Source organism: Yoonia sp. R2331 (assembly GCF_041103235.1).
Lineage (GTDB): Bacteria > Pseudomonadota > Alphaproteobacteria > Rhodobacterales > Rhodobacteraceae > CANMYO01.
The window spans coordinates 355534-373514 of sequence record NZ_JBGCUN010000002.1 but is presented as its reverse complement, the minus strand read 5'-3'; the positions used below and the strand labels follow the sequence as shown (position 1 = coordinate 373514).

At 58.2% G+C, this 17981-nt stretch carries 17 protein-coding genes; 5 read left to right on the top strand and 12 right to left on the bottom strand.

The window, feature by feature from the left end; all coding sequences use genetic code 11:
• Positions 1-298: 298 nt before the first annotated feature.
• From AB3Y40_RS16585 to AB3Y40_RS16530, 12 genes are all read right to left on the bottom strand, one after another.
• Positions 299-1408, bottom strand: a complete 1110-nt coding sequence (locus AB3Y40_RS16585; RefSeq protein WP_369439993.1) for a flagellar basal body P-ring protein FlgI — start codon at positions 1406-1408, stop codon at positions 299-301.
• Complete coding sequence (locus AB3Y40_RS16580) at positions 1405-2412, bottom strand: flagellar biosynthesis protein FlgL (protein ID WP_369439992.1); 1008 nt, start codon at positions 2410-2412, stop codon at positions 1405-1407. Before AB3Y40_RS16580 ends, AB3Y40_RS16585 begins: the two co-directional genes overlap by 4 nt.
• 2 nt (positions 2413-2414) lie before the next feature.
• Positions 2415-3863 (bottom strand): flagellar hook-associated protein FlgK, encoded by a 1449-nt coding sequence (flgK, locus tag AB3Y40_RS16575; RefSeq protein WP_369439991.1) that lies wholly within the window; start codon positions 3861-3863, stop codon positions 2415-2417.
• 21 nt (positions 3864-3884) lie between these two features.
• Positions 3885-5186, bottom strand: a complete 1302-nt coding sequence (locus AB3Y40_RS16570) for a flagellar hook protein FlgE (protein ID WP_369439990.1) — start codon at positions 5184-5186, stop codon at positions 3885-3887.
• A gap of 80 nt (positions 5187-5266) precedes the next feature.
• Positions 5267-6088 (bottom strand): flagellar motor protein MotB, encoded by an 822-nt coding sequence (locus tag AB3Y40_RS16565; protein WP_369439989.1) that lies wholly within the window; start codon positions 6086-6088, stop codon positions 5267-5269.
• A gap of 87 nt (positions 6089-6175) precedes the next feature.
• Complete coding sequence (locus AB3Y40_RS16560) at positions 6176-6943, bottom strand: FkbM family methyltransferase (RefSeq protein WP_369439988.1); 768 nt, start codon at positions 6941-6943, stop codon at positions 6176-6178.
• A complete protein-coding gene (locus AB3Y40_RS16555) occupies positions 6940-7341 on the bottom strand; it encodes a DUF6165 family protein (protein ID WP_369439987.1) in 402 nt (133 codons plus the stop codon). Before AB3Y40_RS16555 ends, AB3Y40_RS16560 begins: the two co-directional genes overlap by 4 nt.
• Positions 7338-8696, bottom strand: a complete 1359-nt coding sequence (locus AB3Y40_RS16550; RefSeq protein WP_369439986.1) for a tetratricopeptide repeat protein — start codon at positions 8694-8696, stop codon at positions 7338-7340. The genes AB3Y40_RS16555 and AB3Y40_RS16550 overlap by 4 nt, the downstream gene beginning before the upstream one ends.
• An 8-nt stretch (positions 8697-8704) precedes the next feature.
• The gene (locus AB3Y40_RS16545) at positions 8705-9490 is read right to left on the bottom strand and encodes a hypothetical protein (protein ID WP_369439985.1); all 786 of its coding nucleotides are present in this window, start codon (positions 9488-9490) and stop codon (positions 8705-8707) included.
• Between the two features lie 75 nt (positions 9491-9565).
• Positions 9566-11236, bottom strand: coding sequence for a glycosyltransferase family 4 protein (locus AB3Y40_RS16540; protein WP_369439984.1), 1671 nt, complete (start codon positions 11234-11236; stop codon positions 9566-9568).
• A gap of 3 nt (positions 11237-11239) precedes the next feature.
• Positions 11240-12295 (bottom strand): Gfo/Idh/MocA family protein, encoded by a 1056-nt coding sequence (locus tag AB3Y40_RS16535; RefSeq protein WP_369439983.1) that lies wholly within the window; start codon positions 12293-12295, stop codon positions 11240-11242.
• Entirely contained in the window at positions 12292-13077 is a 786-nt protein-coding gene (locus AB3Y40_RS16530; protein WP_369439982.1) for a ThuA domain-containing protein, read from the bottom strand. The genes AB3Y40_RS16535 and AB3Y40_RS16530 overlap by 4 nt, the downstream gene beginning before the upstream one ends.
• A 182-nt stretch (positions 13078-13259) precedes the next feature.
• Here AB3Y40_RS16530 and AB3Y40_RS16525 point away from each other — a divergent pair, with 182 nt between their 5' ends.
• The 5 genes from AB3Y40_RS16525 to idi all read left to right on the top strand — a co-directional run bounded on the left by AB3Y40_RS16525 (position 13260) and on the right by idi (position 17757).
• Positions 13260-13784: a flavodoxin domain-containing protein gene (locus AB3Y40_RS16525; RefSeq protein ID WP_369439981.1), complete on the top strand. Its 525-nt coding sequence runs from the start codon at positions 13260-13262 to the stop codon at positions 13782-13784.
• Positions 13785-13860: 76 nt separating this feature from the next.
• Complete coding sequence (gene chlG, locus AB3Y40_RS16520; RefSeq protein ID WP_369439980.1) at positions 13861-14766, top strand: chlorophyll synthase ChlG; 906 nt, start codon at positions 13861-13863, stop codon at positions 14764-14766.
• Complete coding sequence (locus tag AB3Y40_RS16515; RefSeq protein ID WP_369439979.1) at positions 14763-16043, top strand: BCD family MFS transporter; 1281 nt, start codon at positions 14763-14765, stop codon at positions 16041-16043. Before chlG ends, AB3Y40_RS16515 begins: the two co-directional genes overlap by 4 nt.
• A 2-nt stretch (positions 16044-16045) precedes the next feature.
• The gene (locus AB3Y40_RS16510; protein ID WP_369439978.1) at positions 16046-17227 is read left to right on the top strand and encodes a geranylgeranyl diphosphate reductase; all 1182 of its coding nucleotides are present in this window, start codon (positions 16046-16048) and stop codon (positions 17225-17227) included.
• A complete protein-coding gene (gene idi / locus AB3Y40_RS16505) occupies positions 17224-17757 on the top strand; it encodes an isopentenyl-diphosphate Delta-isomerase (RefSeq protein WP_369439977.1) in 534 nt (177 codons plus the stop codon). Before AB3Y40_RS16510 ends, idi begins: the two co-directional genes overlap by 4 nt.
• Positions 17758-17981 lie beyond the last annotated feature (224 nt).

Here is a 17981-nt window from a genome sequence, read left to right as displayed (position 1 = left end):
TGGAGAACAAGCTGTGCTGCGCAGGATCTAGAAGCCGCACGAATTCACATTTCACAATGACCCGGCGAAGGAATAGCAATGCCATTTCACAGTTTGAGACTAGGGTGCTCAAGCTGATCGTCGCACCCTCGATCTAGCATGTGCTACTACTCCAAAGACATCTCCCTGCGTTGCACACCCGACACTGATGTCGGCTCGGCGCCTTCGACAAGCAAGAGTCGGGCGAATTCTCGATATCAATCCGACCGGATTTTTGTTGGCAGTGAGACTCCCGAATAATATTCGGGGTCATCGCCGCTTATTGCACAATGAACTCCGCGTGAAGCGCACCACTCGCTTTGATACTCTTCAGGATATCTATCATGTCGTTGGGTGCGACGCCGAGAGCATTCAAACCAGCGATGACTTGGCTCAAAGACGTTCCCTCGGGCACAACTGCAAGTCCGGTCCCAGGCTCCTGATCAATCGCAGCATTTGTACGCGGGACAACCACGGTTTCCCCGGGCGAAAACGGGTTTGGCTGTGAGACCAAAGGCGCCTCCTGAATTCGAAGCGTCAAGTTTCCCTGACTAACCGCGACACGGCTGATCCGCACATCCTCGCCCATTACGATTGTCCCGGATCTTTGGTCCACGACGACACGCGCGCGCCGCTCCGGTTCAACCAAGATGTTCTCAATGCGGCCAAGCGCATGTGCCGGCGAGGCCATGTGCATTGCTTCTATATCCAGCCTAACTGTGCCTGCATCAATCATAAATGCCACGGATCGACCGACAGTTTGATTAATCGCAGATTCAATCCGTGCTGCTGTGGTGAAATCAGGTGTCCGCAATGCGAGGCGCACTTGGGTTAGCCCGCTGAAGTCAAAATCGACCTCTCGTTCAACGGTCGCGCCGCCGGGAATTGTGCCCGCGGTTGGAACGCCCTGCACCACACGGGCGGCTTCCCCCTCTGCCGCGATGCCACCTGCGATAATCGTCCCTTGGGCGACGGCATAAATTTCGCCATCGGCTGCATTCAGCGGTGTCATAATCAAAGTGCCGCCAAGCAAGCTATTTGCGTCGCCAATCGCCGATACCGTCACATCAATCGGACTACCCGCCCGCGCGAATGGTGGTAGTGATGCGGTGACAAGAACTGCGGCCACGTTCTTGGGGCGGAACTGTTCTCCTGTGACGTTTACGCCAAGGCGTTCCAGAATATTTACCATGATCTCTTCGGTGAATGGTGAGTTACGCAAACCATCGCCGGTCCCATTCAGGCCAACCACAAGTCCATAACCCACAAGATCATTGGTACGGACACCGTCAAATTCGACCAGATCCTTAAGCCGGATGGGTGCGGCTTGCGCTGCAGTTTGCCAAAGCGCTAGCGCAAGCACGAGGGTCGTCTGTATCAGGTTTTTCATAAATAATTGACCAAGCTAAGTTGTGACATTCGTGCGGTTGTCGCGAATTGAAGTTCGAGCTGGCGCTGCATGTCCTGAAGCAGCGTTGCCGTCTCAAAGGGATCGGCCAGTGCAATGTCGTTACGGGCAAGCGTGAATGACGTGCGTTGCGCTGAATGAGTCGTCTGCGCCAACGAAATGCGTTCTTCGTTTTCCCCGATGCGCGACTGCAGTTGAACAAACGGCGTCGACGCCGCGAACAATGTGTCCGCACCGCTTCGCGCCAGCCGTGACTGGTCCTTAGTGGCGAGCGTTGGCGATAGTACATCGGCAATCGCCGCCATTGCCACACCTTTCAGGAGCTCTTTGACACCGACATCGTCTGCCCGCGCGTCCAGCGACAACGTCTCTGTCGCGCTGATTTTGCGGGACATTGCCGCACCTGTGTCACCAAGATAGCCCATTGTTGCAAATCCACCGGCAGGGTCGTCAAACCATGTGGTGATCGCTGCCTCAATTGAGGCTGCATCTGTGGCCCCACCGATTGCTGTCACAATGTCGGCTAACATTGCTTCTGCGTCGGCGAGCGCATCACTGTCGACCGCACGGCCTGCAAAAAGGCTGCGGTCGCCATCGCGACCGTTCAAAAGGTTGACGACCGCAGAAAAGTCAGTCCGCGCGCGGGACACAGCCTTGTCGACTTCCGGTGCGAGTGTGTCATCGTTCAACGTGATCAGTTGTGCAGCCAAGGCGTTGCGGGTCTGGTCAATCGCTGCAAGCTGCATTTGAGAACGTGCCAAGCTCCGGGCAAGTTCCTGCGTAATTTGATCAAAGCCACTCAGCACCGTCAGCTCGCGATCGAGTGCGGCCAATTCTGTCGTGTCGCCCCGCATATGAGACGTGAGGTCAGCGCGTTGCCCGGTCGAAAGCTCTTGTGACAAGGTCTGGATACGCGACTTGATTTGTCCCGTCTGTCGCAACGATTGAAAATTCTGGGACATGTCCCCAAGACTGGTCACAGGCATGTCTAGATCTCCATCAGGGTTTGGATCATCGCGTTGATGGTCTGCATCAACTTCGCATTTGCACCGTAGGCCTGTTCGATCCGCAAGAGCATCTGAAGCTCTTGATCGGTATCAACACCTTCGGCGAGTTCCGCTTGATATAGGGTGTCGCGACGCGCTGCGGCGAATGTCACTGCCTCATCAAGTTGGACACGCTCCGTTCCAAATTGTGCCGCGACACGCGCAATTTGACCCACCGCAGACAATGCTGGGATGCCACCACCAATGGTTTGCGCGCTGGAAAGCGCCTGACCCCATCGGTCAATCTGTGTTGCATCCCCAATTGGACCAGCTGCAATTGCATTGACGCCATCACGAACGCGAAACAGGGCCCCGCCCTGTGCCGGATCGACAGCGGCATTGACCGCAATGCGGCGTGAAAGCCCGACAATATCAAGCGGATCATGTGTGCCGCCAGCATCAGTCAGCAGACCAGCGTCTGTCGGTCCCAATGTTGGATCAACCGTCGGATCGGCAAAGCGAGTGATCAGATCTGCCGCAACTTCATCCAAAGCCGTTTGTGCTGCGACAAGGTTCGTATCGCGGGCGGCAAAAGAAGCGGCAAGTGAGCCGCCTGACAATTTGCCAAAGCCGTCCGTGGGATCAAGCGGGACTCCATCGCGGGTCACACCGGACAGTCCGCCAGACGCCAGAGTCATGAATGCGGTGATCGTCGGGGTCTGTGAAAACTCAAACTGCATGGCGGGGCCATCCAGCAATTGTAAACCACTGGTCGTGATCAGGGCTAATTGATCATTGGGGCGCGCGACCTCTCTGACAGTCACGATCTCACCGATGCGGTCGATGGCGCGTTGACGTTCATCCATCAAGGCAGAAGGGTCACCGCCAGTGATCCGCGCGCGGCTGATGTCAGCGTTCAGCTGCTCAACTTGCTTCAAAGCGGTGTTCAGATTGCCGACATCGCGTGCGATGTCGGCATCTGCCGTCTGACGCATCGATTGGACGTCACGGGCGTTCTGTTGCAAGACCGCAGTCACCTCGTTCAGGCGGTTCACGACAACACCCAATCGCTGATCAGACGCAGGATCAGCACCTGCTGTCACCAGGGCCTGCTCCAAGGCGGCCACACGTCCGCCAAGGCCCGCCGGGTCATCGGGCGCGCTAAACTGCGCCTCGAGCCGAGCGACAGTGTCTGACAGCCGTGTCTGCGCCGCCAATGCCGCATCAGCAAGACGTCTGTCCCCGACCAACCCAGGGTCAGAGATTCGCCGCACACCGTCAATGCGCACTCCTGCACCCTGCCCGCCAATAGAGGCGGATGAGGTGTCCAGAACCCGGCGCGCGTAACCTTCGGTTAGTGCGTTTGACAGGTTGGAAGACACGACTTCTGCCATGCGTGATGTCGCGGTCAGACCGCTTACAGCGTTGTTGAGGGATTGGGAAATGCTCATCAGTCAGCCCTTAGTCGGGAGTTAGCGTTTGATATTGGTGGTTTCTTGCAACATCTCATCCACGGTCTGGATGACCTTGGCATTGGATGAATATGCGCGCTGCGTCTGGATCAGCTCTGTCAGTTCGCCCGCCACGTCGGTGGTGGATTCCTCTCGCGCAAAGCCCACAATGTCACCTGTGGGACCGTCGCCCGCATCCCACATGAAGAACGTGCCACTGTTCGGTGTGACGCGATACGTCTGATTGTCCAGCGTTTCCAGACCGTTGACGTTCGACACATCAATCAGCGGAATCTGATAGAGAACCCGGTTGATCCCAATATCAAAGGATGCACGGACAAAGCCGTTTGGATCAATTTCGATTGAGGTCAGCGCACCCACGGGTGTGCCATTTTTCGAGATATTGACCGGTGCGAAAGCATCAGAGAGTTGGGTCAGACCTGACGCACTTCCAAGCGGGCCAAGATTGATTGTCATAGGACCACCGTCGACGTTAACGACGATTTCTCCGGTAGCGGGGTTGTAAGCGCCGCCCAGTGTGTCGGCCACGCCAAGCAATGTGCCGCCTGCACCGCGCGTATCATCGAATGTCAGCGTGTAATCCCCGATCAGCGCGGGTGTCGATGCGCTGTCATTGATCTGCATGTTCCACTCGTTTGACGTGCCTGTTGCAGGCACGTTCGGCGTGAAGGAAATGCTGATGTTGGCGGACTTACCCAAATTGTCAAAATATTCGATCGACAGGGTCTCCACGTCACCTGCGGCACCTGCCTCTGTCGAGGTGGCGGGCAGGTTGACGGCCAGATCAACCTCAGTCGTGGGTTCTGCGGTAAACTGGTTCGAATTGATCCGTACCGGTTCCAACCCATCCACCGAATCGCGTGGGAAGGTCGGAATTGTCCCGTCCGGGTTGGCGGGCCACCCCATCAGCACAAGACCGGATTCGCTGCGCAGGTACCCCTGCGCATCAGGCCGGAACGATCCCGTTGTCTGCAAAAGCAACGGGTTTTCACCATTTGTGACAGAAACCGAGGATTCCGGCGTCACTGGCACCATGCCGCGCCCCCGCACCGCGATATCAGTCGGGTTCGAGGTGGACACAAGCGAGCCACGTTGATCAATCAAGCGCTGTGTGGTGACCCGCACACCGCCTGCAGAATATGTCCCAACACTGTTTTCAATCACCATGGAATGAAAATCAGTCTCTGCCCGTTTGTACCCAAAGGTCGAGGAGTTCGCGATGTTGTCTGAAATCGTGGCAAGTCGCGACGCATTTGCCGACAGACCCGCGACAGAGGCATTAAGGGAGGAGGAAATCGTCATAGACAGCACCTTTCTGGGCAAACGTTCAGCGTTATGCGTTATGACCTAAGGCAGATGACTTAACGTCCTCCTAACACCGGTCATTGATCTGAGCGCAGCACGACCAGTTCGATCCGGTTATTGCGCAATGCTTGTGGATCAGGGTCCGTTGGTGCCTGGTCGGCATGTCCGGCCTGACGGGCGATGCGTCCCTGATCTGTACCGCCACTCACCAACAGTTCACGGATCTTGGCCGCGCGATTGGTCGACAAATCCCAAACCGGATAATCGATGCGCAACACACTTTGCGTCCGGACGTAACCTGCCAATGCCAGATCGTTATCGACCACCTGCAGCACGCGCGCCAAAAGCGCCGATAGCTCCTTGGTCATCTGCGTCGGTTCCGCAGTGTCGCCGACAAACAGGGGCGCGCCTTCTATATCAAAGAGTTCAATCACCAGACCTTCGTCTGTCAGGCGGGTCACGATGTGGCGCAGCATATTGTCATCAAGCATCGTTTCGCCACCGATACCGAGAAGTGCGGCTTCAAGGTCTTCCAAAGCTGCGGCTTCCTGCGCGGAATCAAAGTCGGTCGCCGTGGTCACCGCGTCACCAGATTGGTCCGCCACACCACCTTTGCCAGTCTGTGCCAAAGTGTTGGTCGAAAAGATATCATCGCCACCAAGCGTTCCGTCGCCGCCACCGGAAATCCGGTTGATCGGGATCGTCGGAGAGAAGTAGTCGGCAATGCCGTTGCGCTGTTGCTCGGTCGTGGCATTCAAAAGCCACATCAGCATGAAGAACGCCATCATGGCGGTCACAAAGTCCGCATATGCCACTTTCCAGGCACCACCATGATGCCCATCGCCGCTGACGACTTTCTTGCGCTTGATTATGATCGGCGCATTTGATCCTTCGCTCATCTCTCACCACCTGTTTTGCCACCCGTCCAATGGGTTAGCGGCGCAGATGTGAAAGTGGGCTTAAAGGTTGAAATCGCTGGATTTTGGTTAAGGCGTCTTCAGCAAATAGATTTCGTCAGGACCGCAAAATTCAATCAAATTATAGCCGTTATCGCGCATAATTTGCGCGATCTCGGGTCCGGCGGTATTGTTCTCGATGGCCCAGGCCTGCACGCGGTACTTTTCAAACGGAAATGCCCGCAATGCGGCAAGCTCTCCGCCTTCAATGTCGAGCGAAATGAAATCGGGGTCGCTGATGCCGGATTCCTCTAAAACGTCAGCGATTGTAACGGTTTGAACTGTTATCTCTGCTTCGACATGACGCGGGTCGGCGCGCACTTTGCCCAACAGATTGTCGTCATAACTGTCCAAAAGGCCGCTCATCTGCGTGTAACCTTCAGTCACCGCGAGAAAGCGCGCCTCGCCGCGTTTGTCGGACACCGCATAGGGCAAACAGGCCGCCGTCCGCAGTGATGTGGCGGTCTCTCGCATTGCCTGAACCGGCTCTACCAACACGCCAGACCAGCCGCGCCACTTCTCAAAATAGAGAGAATTTGAACCAGTTACCCCGTCATAGGCGCCAATATCGACAAAGGTCCCGCCGGTTTTGCTGCCCAATGCCCGGTCAATGACCAAATCCTGACCGGCCTGACTTGCATATGGATAGCCCGGCGTCAGCATGCCGCGCACCTCGTGCAATTGCCGAACGATGGGCGCTCGGGCCCGCGTGTCGTTGCCTTTCAAGGCCTCAGACAGTTCCTTTTGCGCGGCCATCAGCTCTGCCCGGGCCTTAGCGATGCGGTCGGATGTGATCATCCTTGGCCACCATGGCTGTGATAGGACTTCTCTTCAACCAGATCAGAGCCAAGCAGAAGGTTGATCTGCTTTTTCACATCAGCACGACGATCGTTGGTCACATAGACCGCGCGCGCCAGTGCGACAAAACCCGGGCCAAAGTCGCCACGCGCATCAAAGGCGCGGATATCATCCTCGATCACCCAAAGGTCAGTGTTGATCTGGTAAAGTTCTTCCCACAACACAGCCAGCGCATCGCTTTGCGGCAAAGTGGCGTCAGCAGTGGCCTGGAGAACCTGCCGCTCATGATGAATATTCTTCAACTTGGCCGCGTCACTGATCCGCTCGGACTTCAGCCGCAGGATGGTGATCTTGTCGATTAGCTCGCCGGGGGCGATGGGCACCAAAATCTCTTTCACATTGCACCTTTCACTTTGCTGTCCAAGGCATCCCTGACCTCTGCATGGACAGGTCCCCAGTCCATCGGTTCCGCCTGCCGAAACAGGCGCATCCCCGGATACCATTCGGTCGTCTCGCCCTCGTGCCGCCAGACCCAGAAGGGGTCCCAGTGCAATACCGTCCATGTCGGCACACCCAGAGATCCGGCAATATGCGCCGTGGCCGTATCCGAGGTTATCACAAGATCCATCGCCTGCATCATCGCGGCGCAATCGGCAAAATCCCTTTCAGAGCTGCCGGCATCCACGATGAACCCATCAGAGCCATCGGCGTAGTAGGCCGCCAGTTCCGGCCCCTTATAAAGCGAAAAAAGCTTCACCCCGGGGACATCCGTCAGTGGCAGAAAGTCCCGGTGACTGAAAGATCGGAACGCGTTGCCCTTGTAAGTGACAGAGCCGGTCCAGATCACACCCACCTTAAAGGCCTGCTGGTGCGGACCCGTCAATACAGCCGCGCGATCCACGGCCGCCTGCGGCACATGCAACTGCGCGGGTGCTGGTACCGTTCTGTCAGCGGCAAAATGGATCGCGGCAAGGTCCATCATGTTGACCCAATAGTCCGCCGTGGTGTCGACGGTCAGTTCCGTTATGATCTGATCCACGCCCTCGAGATCAGCAAACAGCCGGGTCAATGGGGGTTTCACAACCATCTGAACTTTTGCGCCCCGATCCTTGAGCACGGGCAGGAACCGCGCGAACAAAACCGCATCGCCAAACCCCTGTTCCGGCAACACAACGATGGTCTTGCCGCCCAGAGGTTCGCCTTGCCATTCGGGAAATGGCAGATCACGCGGCTGCAGTTCCCCCGCAGCCCAGCGCGCCTTGTATGTCTGCAGCGCGTTGGCGTAATCGCCTGCACCCAGCTGTGCAAAAGCCAGCTGCAACTGCAGTTCAGGATCGTCGGGATGGTCCGAGATTGCTCCGGTAAGATAGGCGATGGACGCAGCATAGTCGCCCTTGCCACGCAGGCAACGCCCGATCATCGCTTTTTGTGTGCGATCGTCTGGCTTGTCCTGCAACAGACCACGTCGTATTTCCAGCGACCGGTCGTATTGGCCCAGATCGGACAGAATGTTTGCCAGATTGTTGCGCACGCCCTTGTCGTTCGGATCCAGTGCAATGGCGCGTTCCTGCGCGCGCAGTCCGGCTGCGTGCCGACCCTGAACCCTGTGTAGCACACCCAAATTGGACCAGACCCCAACATCGCCCGGGACTTGCGCCAGAAACTGGGCATAGCCGCGCGCGGCATCTTCAAACGCTCCATCTTGATGCGATTTAACCGCCGCTTGGCGCAAGTCTTTGAGGGTGCCTGCCATTGCCGGGCCTAGTCGGCCTTGTCCCGCTTGACGGGGTTGACCAATGTTCGCGGCCTGCGTTCTTCCGCCGCTTCAAACAGCGAAAACGTCTGGTTCACATAGTTCACCGCGCCCGAGATCATCTCCATATAATCGTTCAGATCATCGGTCAGTTCAGCCTCGACCAGTTGCACACTGCGGTCCTGCGGCATGGTCTCAAAGGTCACATAGAACAGCGGGTCACCCCGGTTGACTTTGATCGGACGGCTGGTGTCGTGCCATTCGAACGCCCACATCAATGGACGCGGCCAGACGTTGATCGGAAAGCGCCCACCAAAAATTGTGCCGGGCAGCGGGTTGCGCGAATGATGCATGAACGGTGCGATCTGGCTCATGTAGACGGGCTGATCGGCGATAAAGACATAGGGCAATTCAAGCTGCAGGCTGGGCACATCCGGATAGCGCCATTCATGCTCTGCTGTGATGTGCAGCTTTTCCCGCAGCTTGTTCCCCCTGATCCCGGACTTATCGCCATTGAGGTTCCGCATCGCCGGGCGGCCGTCATTGTCGCGTATGAATTCCAGATGCAGATCGAAAGGGCAGCGCACCACGAAATAGCGGCTTTCAAGGTTGATCACCGCCGGGCAGCGCGAGGCGCTCTTGGCGTGGTTCTTGTTCATCTCGACTGACCGGACACGTTCAGGCGGATAATAGACGATGCTCGCCTTTTTCTGGTTCAGAAACCAACCCACCTGCACGGGTCCCTTGTCGGTTCCCGTGCCTTCGGTGTTTTCAAAATGCACCGATAGCTGCATGCCTTGTCTCCTTTGCCTGCGGGCCGCTTGGCACGGTTATACCCACAGTCGACCAGATTGCCCAAGACTGCGGCTTTATTTTGGCTTTTGCGGCGTAATCGTCACAAGATCGTATTTCGCCAGAAACAATACCGCCGCCTGCATTTGTTCCAAACCCAGCGGCGAGGCGTCCTGCAATGCCGCAATGGGACATGGCCCCATTTCACTGATCAGCGACGACAGCGCGACGATTTGCGCATCCGGCATGACCTTGCGACCATAAAGAGCGCGGCCATTCAGCCTGTCCAAATTGCCGAGTGTCTCATGGTCAAGCGGTTTGCGCGATTGTACGATGTCCTCTGGATCCCAGCGGTTGGATGGATACCCCGCATAAAGCTGAAAAGCATCGACTTCGAGCGGATTGATCGCCCCGCTTCGCAGCGGCGGCGTTGACGGCTCACCAACTGCCCGCCGCTTGGATAGTTCATCGGCCAATGCCTCATACTGCGGGATAACAGCCGACCAATCAAAGGTCCGCCGCACATGCATCTGTGCTGCCTGCCCCATCTCGGCTCGCAAATCGGCGTCATTGACCAACGCACCCAGCGCCTGCGCATAGGCACGCACGTCGATCTGGGTCTGTTGCTGCATCAACGACAAAAAGCGAAGGTAATCATCGGTGCCATCGGCAAACCGTTCGGCCAGTCTGATCCCGCTGGCCTGCCCTGCATCCGGCATCCGTGTCGGGATCAGGAACCCGGTTTCGCCATGCACGATAGTATCGCGAAATCCGTTCCAATTCGGCATGACCACCGGCAGACCAGCGGCCATCGCCTCGACCGGGACAAGGCCAAATGTCTCCTGAATATTGTCCACCGGCAGGGTGAAGATATCTGCGCCACCCCATATATGCCGCCGTACGTCAGGCACGCGTCCGTCGATCAGCGTGACTTTGACCGATGGTGCCAGCGTCTTGGCACCGGTTTCATGCAACGTCGTTTCCGCCTCTCGGCTGGCCCAGCCAACCATCCACAGGTGGACCGGTTTGCCAGCCGCTTGCGCCACCTCTTCCAGCGCAAGGAACAAAGGCACCGGGTTGGCCTTTTCCACGCTGGTGATCCGTCCCATGGTCATCACCACGACGGCATCGTCTGGCGCGCCAAAGCGGGTGCGCATCGCGGCACGTTGGCTGGCACCTTGTTTGAAATCAGCCGTCTGAATGCCCAGTGGAATGATCGGCAGTTGCGGCTGCGGCACACGGGTCGCGCCAAAGCGTTGCCGGATGAAATCCGCCTCGAGTGAGATCTGCTGACTGACCACGCTATGCACCGCGCGGCTGGTGCAGATGATCGCGTCCCAATCCTCAACCGGTTCAAGCATCAATCGGTGCAACCCCTCCATCACCCTCCGGGTGGACATGGTGTGGGTGATCCCGATCAATGAACATTTTTGCGCACCAAACCGCTGCCGCCGCCACGGCGCATCCAGATAGCCCGGTCCGGGAAAGAAGATGGCGCTTTTGTCGGTAAAATCGCGCGGGCCGCGCAATGTGGCCACGTCGATAAGTCGGGTTTCGCCCATCGACCGGGCCAGTTCGTCAAACGTGGCCGCGGCTTTCTTGTGTTGGGTCACGGCATGCAGGGTGTCGCCTGCCGCGTGGTCCAGATAGCCGCGCAAGAACGATTGCCCCGCGCTACGCCGTCCGACCAGATCCTTTCCCGCACCTTCAATTGCATCGTCGTGGAAAAAGATCGCCGTTCTGGTCATGCGTTACACAACCACATCCGCGCAGCTCTGACCATCCGATGTCACCGCTGCATCCAGCGCCTTTTGCAGGCTGGCGCCACGGGCAAAATCCGGCCCCGCAGGCTGGCCCGCACGGATGGCCGCGATAAAGCGGGTATAGTTGGTTTCAACCGGCGGAACGGGCATGTCCTGCCATGCGCCGGTCTGCAAATCCCGCTCAAGGCAGGCGCGCAGGATGCTTTGATTGTCTTCAAACCGCACATCCAGCCCACCTTTGGTGCCAAAGACCCGTAGGCGCAGATCATTGATATGCCCGCTTGCCATGCGGCTAGCGTGGATCACGCCCACAGCACCGTTTTTGAGCGCAACCTGCATGGTCATGCTGTCATTGGCATCCAGCGGATATTCCCCGATCTGGTTGCCCGGCGCTTTGTCGAACGTGGTCAGACGCGATGAAACGCGCGCCGCATCACCACCCGCCACAAGGCAGGCAAAGTCCAGAATGTGGACACCCACATCGCCCAGCACCCCCATTGATCCATGTTGCGTCGACAAACGCCACAACCACTGGCTTTCGGTCTTCCAATCACCCCATGCGGGCTGCGTCAGCCAACTTTGCAGATAGGACGCCTCAAAATGCCGGACCTCTCCGATGGCACCGCTCTCCACCAGCCTTGCTGCCTCGATCACGGCGGGCACGTTACGATAGGTCAGGTTGACCATGTTGACGACGCCAGCCTGTTTCGCCGCATCTGCCATCGCGGCTGCATCGGCATGGTTGGTCGCCAGCGGCTTTTCGCACAACACATGTTTGCCTGCTTCCAGCAGCGGCATGGTGGTCCGGTGGTGCACGGCATCTGGTGTCACATTGGACACTGCATCAAATGCGCCCCATGCAATCGCATCCGCCAGACTGTCAAAGCCGTGGCCGATCCCATATTTGGCGTTGAAGTCATGCAATTGCGCCGGATTGGTGTCGACACCGGCCACCAGTTGCACACCATCCATCGACGCATAGGCGTCTGCATGCGCGTTGGCCATGCCGCCGGTGCCCAAGATCAGAACACGGATATCGCTCACCGGTAACCCTCTTCACCGTCCTTGTGCAGGCGCGGCCCGCGTTCCTCGATTGGCTCCAACGCCTCTGTCACCGGAACATTGGGTGCGGCAATCGGATCCGCCACGCGGCGTGCAGGGTTATGCGCCCATTTCACCGCATTGCGCAGCACAGTCTGCACATTAGCATCATGATAGGTTGGATAGGTTTCGTGCCCCGGGCGGAAATAGAAAATGTTTCCAGCCCCACGTTTGTAGGTCAGGCCAGAGCGGAACACCTCGCCCCCCTGAAACCAACTGACGAACACGGTTTCCAGCGGCTCTGGCACGCCAAAGGGCTCGCCATACATCTCTTCGTTTTCAAGCTCGAAATGGTCCGGAAGGCCCGCAGCGATTGGATGGTTCCGGCTGGTCAACCAAAGCCGCTCGCGCTCGCCGGCTTCGCGCCAGGTCAGATTGCAGGCCGCACCCATCAGCCGCGTGAAGGGCTTTGCGAAATGCGCCGAATGCAGCGCGATAAAGCCCATGCCGGACCAGACCGCTTCGACCACGCGCTGCGTGACCTCGTCAGAGACGTCACCGTGGGCTGCATGGCCCCACCACACCAGCACGTCTGTTTCGGCCAGACGTTCCTTGGTCAGCCCATGTTCCGGCTCTTGCAAGGTCGCAGTGGTGGCGGCGATGCCGCCCGCGCTGTTCAGGCAATCCGCGATCGTTTGATGCATCCCACCGGGATAAAGATCGGCAACGATCTTGTTGGTTTGTTCGTGGACATTTTCGCCCCAGACAATGGCCCTAATAGTCATGATTATATGGTCCCAAAACGCTTTGGATGATAGATTGCAACGCCTCTACCAACAATGCAACGACAAGCAACAGGAAACTGCGAACTGGCGTTCATTGATCTCGAACAAAGCGGCGCTGCTGGCGTTCTGGCAGGATCTTCACCACGCCCACCCAAGGGACACCATCAAAAAGGAGCGCCGCCATGTCTGTTCTGATTCTGTTTGATACGATTGAAGGCCACACAGCCAAAATCGCCGCATTTGCGCAAAACGCGCTGGCCGCGGTGGGGCAATCGGTCGTGATGTGCAACACATCTGACCAAAAAGTCGCGCCCGACTTTTCCGATGTGACCCACGTGGTACTGGCGGCCCCCGTGCATGAACGACGCCACCCCGAAACATTCGAAGTGGTGCTGAACGCCAGCAGCGAAGAGTTATCTGCACGCAAGACATTGCTGTTATCTGTCAGCCTGAATGCCGCCTTTGCCGATGGGCTGGCAGAGGCGCAGGACTATGTGGACGAAATGGCACTGCGCACCGGGTTCTCCGCGTCAGATGTGATGTTGGTCGCCGGGGCCGTGAAAACTGGCAGTTACGACTACTTTGAAACGCAGGTTGTGCGCCACGTTCTGCTTTCCGACAGGCCATATGATCCCAGTGATGGCGAGCGTGAATTCACTTACTGGGACGCGCTGACCGCGCGGCTGACCCGTTTTGCCGCCAGTTGAGTGCCATGAATTGTCGCACGTGTAAGGCCAAGTTTACACTTGCCGACTCTCACTATGTCCACCTAAACTGACATACATGAGTGTCACTTCTGATCTCTCCACCGCGACACGCCGCTGGCCAGAGCCGCGCGCGGCATTGCGGCTGATTAAGCCTGTCACGTGGTTTCCCCCGATGTGGGCCTACCTTTGTGGTGCCGTGTCTTCCGGCGCGTCCCCTGCCGGGCAATGGATGCTGGTGGTACTTGGCGTCATCTTGGCCGGGCCAATTGTGTGCGGCATGTCACAGGCCGCCAACGATTGGTGCGATCGCCACGTCGACGCCATCAACGAACCAGATCGCCCGATCCCTTCGGGACGCATTCCCGGTCGCTGGGGCCTTTGGATCGCCTTGGCGATGTCGGTGCTGTCGCTTTGTGTTGGGTGGCAGCTTGGCACTTGGGGTTTTGTCGCCACGTGCCTCGGTGTTGCTGCCGCCTGGGCCTATTCCGCCGACCCTGTACGCCTGAAAATCTCTGGCTGGTGGGGACCGGGCCTTGTGGGCCTGTCATATGAGACCTTGCCGTGGATCACCGGGGCCGCCGTGCTGTCCGCTGGTGCCCCCCGGGTCGAAGTCCTCCTGATCGCCCTTCTCTACGGGCTCGGCGCACATGGCATCATGACGTTGAACGATTTCAAGGCGCTGGAGGGCGACCGCCAGACCGGCGTCAATTCCCTGCCCGTTACACTTGGCCCCACGCGCGCCGCGCGTGTTGCCTGCTGGATCATGCTGGTGCCACAACTGGCCGTGACCGCCATGCTGATCGCCTGGGACAAGCCCTGGCACAGCCTGATCATTGGCGCGCTGATCCTTGCACAGGTCGCGGCGATGCGTGTTCTGCTGCGCGATCCGAAGGGCCGCGCGCCTTGGTACAACGGCACCGGCATCGTCCTTTACATCAGCGGCATGATGGTCGCCGCCTTTGCCCTGCGAGGTTTGACATGACGCTATCCTGGCTTCAGATCGTTCGGCTTGGTTTCGTGCAAATGGCGCTTGGGGCCATCGTCGTCCTGACCACCTCGACCCTGAACCGTTTGATGGTGGTCGAGCTTGCCTTGCCCGCTGTTCTACCCGGTGCTTTGGTGGCCCTGCACTACGGCATTCAAATGACCCGGCCGCATTGGGGCTTTGCCTCTGACGCGGGCGGAAAGCGCACCCGTTGGATCATCGGCGGCATGATCGTTCTGGCCGCCGGTGCGCTCTTGGCCGCATTTGGCGTGCTTCTTCTGGACGGCTCTTTCGCACTCGGCATGACTATCTCTGTTGTCGCCTATGCGTTGATCGGCCTCGGTGTCGGGGCATCTGGCACGTCCCTTTTGGCACTGCTGGCCACCACCACAGCGCCGCATCGCCGGGCCGCAGCCGCCACGATTACCTGGCTGATGATGATCTTTGGCATTGCCATGACCGCAGGCGTCGTGGGCGCGATGCTTGACCCCTATACCCCGGCCTTGCTGATCCGCATCGTCGCAATTGTGGTCAGTGCAGCAACCCTGCTGACTTGCCTTTCTGTGTGGCGGATCGAACGTGGGCTGATCGCGGTCACCGCACCCGACCCCACACCCTTTCGCGAAGGCCTGGCAGAGGTTTGGTCCGAACGCCGCGCCCGCAATTTCACCCTGTTCGTCTTCCTGTCGATGACCGCTTATTTCATGCAGGAATTGATCCTGGAACCCTATGCGGGCCTCGTCTTTGCCTTCACACCGGGTGAATCCACCTCACTTTCAGGTGCCCAGAACGGCGGCGTGTTTATCGGGATGCTGACTGTCGGTATTGCCGCCACCGGGTTCAAGATCGGTGCTTTGCGCAATTGGGTCATGGCGGGCTGTATGGGCTCTGCCGCTGCCCTCGCAGTCATCACCCTGCTTGGCCCGCTTGGTCCCGGCGCACCCTTGATCCCCGCGGTTGTGGGCCTTGGGTTCTTTAACGGCATGTTCGCCGTGGCTGCCATTGGGTCGATGATGGCACTGGCAGGTCAGGGGCGCGAACGGCGCGAAGGCACACGCATGGGCCTTTGGGGTGCCGCACAGGCCATCGCCGCAGGCTTTGGCGGGCTGGTAGGGGCCGCGATGGTTGATCTGATGCGCCTGTCATTCAGCGACACACAGGCCTTTGGTACTGTGTTCATATTTGAGGCCTTCCTCTTTATCGCAGCCACCTTGATGGCTGCCAAAATCATGGACCGGCGGATCGTGCCGGTCCACATGGTGCCAGGAGAATGACCATGATCTATGATGTTGTAGTCGTAGGCGGTGGCCCCGCAGGTGCCACCGCGGCAGAGGACCTCGTCCGCTCCGGCCATACCGTCGCGATGCTGGACCGTGACGGGCGGATCAAGCCCTGTGGCGGCGCAATCCCGCCGCGTCTGATTGCAGACTTTTTCATCCCCGATGAACAGCTTGTTGCCAAGGTGAACACCGCGCGGATGATCTCGCCCACGCAGCGCCACGTCGATATCCCGATCGAAAACGGTTTTGTCGGTATGGTGGACCGCGAACATTTTGATCCATTCCTGCGCCAACGCGCGGTGGATGCAGGCGCACATCGTTACACCGGCACCTTTACAAAGATTGAACGCGACGCGCAGGGCACGCATGTGGTGTTCCGCGACAAGATCAGCGGCAACCCGCAGCGCCTGACCGCCAAGTTGGTGATCGGGGCCGATGGTGCCCGGTCAAACGTCGCCAAGTCAGAAGTGCCGGGGGGCGACAAAATCCCTTACGTCATTGCTTATCATGAGATTATCGAGGCACCGGCCAAGACCGAAGCCTACGACCCCAAACGCTGCGACGTGATCTATGATGGTCAGATCAGCCCGGATTTCTATGGCTGGATTTTCCCGCACGGCGGGCAGGCCAGTATCGGTATGGGGTCAATGGTCAAAAGCGTCGATGTGAAAGAGGCAACAGCCAGCCTGCGGGCCACCGCAGGCCTGTCTGAATGCAAGACGATCCGCCGCGAAGGCGCGCCTATCCCGCTGAAACCTTTGGACAAATGGGACAATGGTAAGGACGTGGTCCTGGCCGGCGATGCCGCCGGAGTGGTCGCGCCATCATCAGGCGAAGGCATTTATTACGCGATGGTTGGTGGCCGTGCTGCGGCAACCGCAGCGGCGGCCTGTCTTGCCTCTGGCAGGGCGAAAGATTTGCAATTGGCGCGCAAATTGTTCATGCGCGAGCACAAGCAGGTTTTCCGGGTTCTTGGTGCGATGCAAAACGCCTATTACAAGTCAGATGAACGGCGCGAAAGGTTTGTTTCGCTTTGCCACGACATCGACGTGCAGCGCCTGACGTTCGAGGCTTACATGAACAAAAAGCTTGTGAACTCAAGGCCTTTGGCGCACCTGAAAATCGGGATCAAGAACCTGGCCCATCTGACGGGCCTTGTGTCGGTGCTGCGGACATGACGATCATGATCCCGGCCTGGGTCAATGGCACACTGCAACCTGTTGAAAAGCTGGAAGCGCATCAAAAAGGGCTGCGGCATCTGGCAGTCAGCGTCTTTGTGATGAGCCGTGGAAAGGTCCTGATCCAGCAGCGTGCGATGGGCAAATACCACACCCCCGGCCTGTGGGCGAACACCTGCTGCACCCACCCCGCCTGGAACGAAGACCCGGCCAAATGCGCCGTACGGCGGCTGGATGAAGAGTTGGGAATCAAGGGGTTACATCCCGCCTACCGCGAAAAGGTGGAGTATCGTGCGGATGTGGGAAATGGCCTGACAGAACACGAAGTGGTCGAGATTTTCGTGGCTGAAGCTCCCGATGATCTGACGCTGGGCTTGAACCCAGAAGAGGTGATGGCGGTGCGTTGGGTGAACTATTATGACCTGTCCGCTGACGTGGCGCGACACCCTGAAAATTATACCCCCTGGCTGCAGATTTATCTGGCCAAACACACCGATGCGATCCTGGGCGAGATGGCCCGCACCGGCTGATCCGGGACATGCACAAAGCATACACATCCCATACACAACCCATGCATCAAAACGTCAGAATGCGCGCCAACAGCAAACAGCGCGCGCAGACCAATGCGCGTGTCTTTCGGTGCTAAAACCCGTTGCCAGCCCGCCGCGAGCTGCCCCGAAAACAAGCTAACTAACGACAAAGAAAAGATAACTTTTGCACGTGTCGGACGTTTTGCGTTGCGCATCTGGCAAAG

Bases quoted from the DNA above. Each gene is read 5' to 3' on its own strand.
- AB3Y40_RS16585 (WP_369439993.1), bottom strand. From the start codon at position 1,408: ATGAAAAACCTGATACAGACGACCCTCGTGCTTGCGCTAGCGCTTTGG.
- AB3Y40_RS16580 (WP_369439992.1), bottom strand. From the start codon at position 2,412: ATGCCTGTGACCAGTCTTGGGGACATGTCCCAGAATTTTCAATCGTTG.
- flgK (WP_369439991.1), bottom strand. From the start codon at position 3,863: ATGAGCATTTCCCAATCCCTCAACAACGCTGTAAGCGGTCTGACCGCG.
- AB3Y40_RS16570 (WP_369439990.1), bottom strand. From the start codon at position 5,186: ATGACGATTTCCTCCTCCCTTAATGCCTCTGTCGCGGGTCTGTCGGCA.
- AB3Y40_RS16565 (WP_369439989.1), bottom strand. From the start codon at position 6,088: ATGAGCGAAGGATCAAATGCGCCGATCATAATCAAGCGCAAGAAAGTC.
- AB3Y40_RS16560 (WP_369439988.1), bottom strand. From the start codon at position 6,943: ATGATCACATCCGACCGCATCGCTAAGGCCCGGGCAGAGCTGATGGCC.
- AB3Y40_RS16550 (WP_369439986.1), bottom strand. From the start codon at position 8,696: ATGGCAGGCACCCTCAAAGACTTGCGCCAAGCGGCGGTTAAATCGCAT.
- AB3Y40_RS16545 (WP_369439985.1), bottom strand. From the start codon at position 9,490: ATGCAGCTATCGGTGCATTTTGAAAACACCGAAGGCACGGGAACCGAC.
- AB3Y40_RS16540 (WP_369439984.1), bottom strand. From the start codon at position 11,236: ATGACCAGAACGGCGATCTTTTTCCACGACGATGCAATTGAAGGTGCG.
- AB3Y40_RS16530 (WP_369439982.1), bottom strand. From the start codon at position 13,077: ATGACTATTAGGGCCATTGTCTGGGGCGAAAATGTCCACGAACAAACC.
- AB3Y40_RS16525 (WP_369439981.1), top strand. From the start codon at position 13,260: ATGTCTGTTCTGATTCTGTTTGATACGATTGAAGGCCACACAGCCAAA.
- chlG (WP_369439980.1), top strand. From the start codon at position 13,861: ATGAGTGTCACTTCTGATCTCTCCACCGCGACACGCCGCTGGCCAGAG.
- AB3Y40_RS16515 (WP_369439979.1), top strand. From the start codon at position 14,763: ATGACGCTATCCTGGCTTCAGATCGTTCGGCTTGGTTTCGTGCAAATG.
- AB3Y40_RS16510 (WP_369439978.1), top strand. From the start codon at position 16,046: ATGATCTATGATGTTGTAGTCGTAGGCGGTGGCCCCGCAGGTGCCACC.
- idi (WP_369439977.1), top strand. From the start codon at position 17,224: ATGACGATCATGATCCCGGCCTGGGTCAATGGCACACTGCAACCTGTT.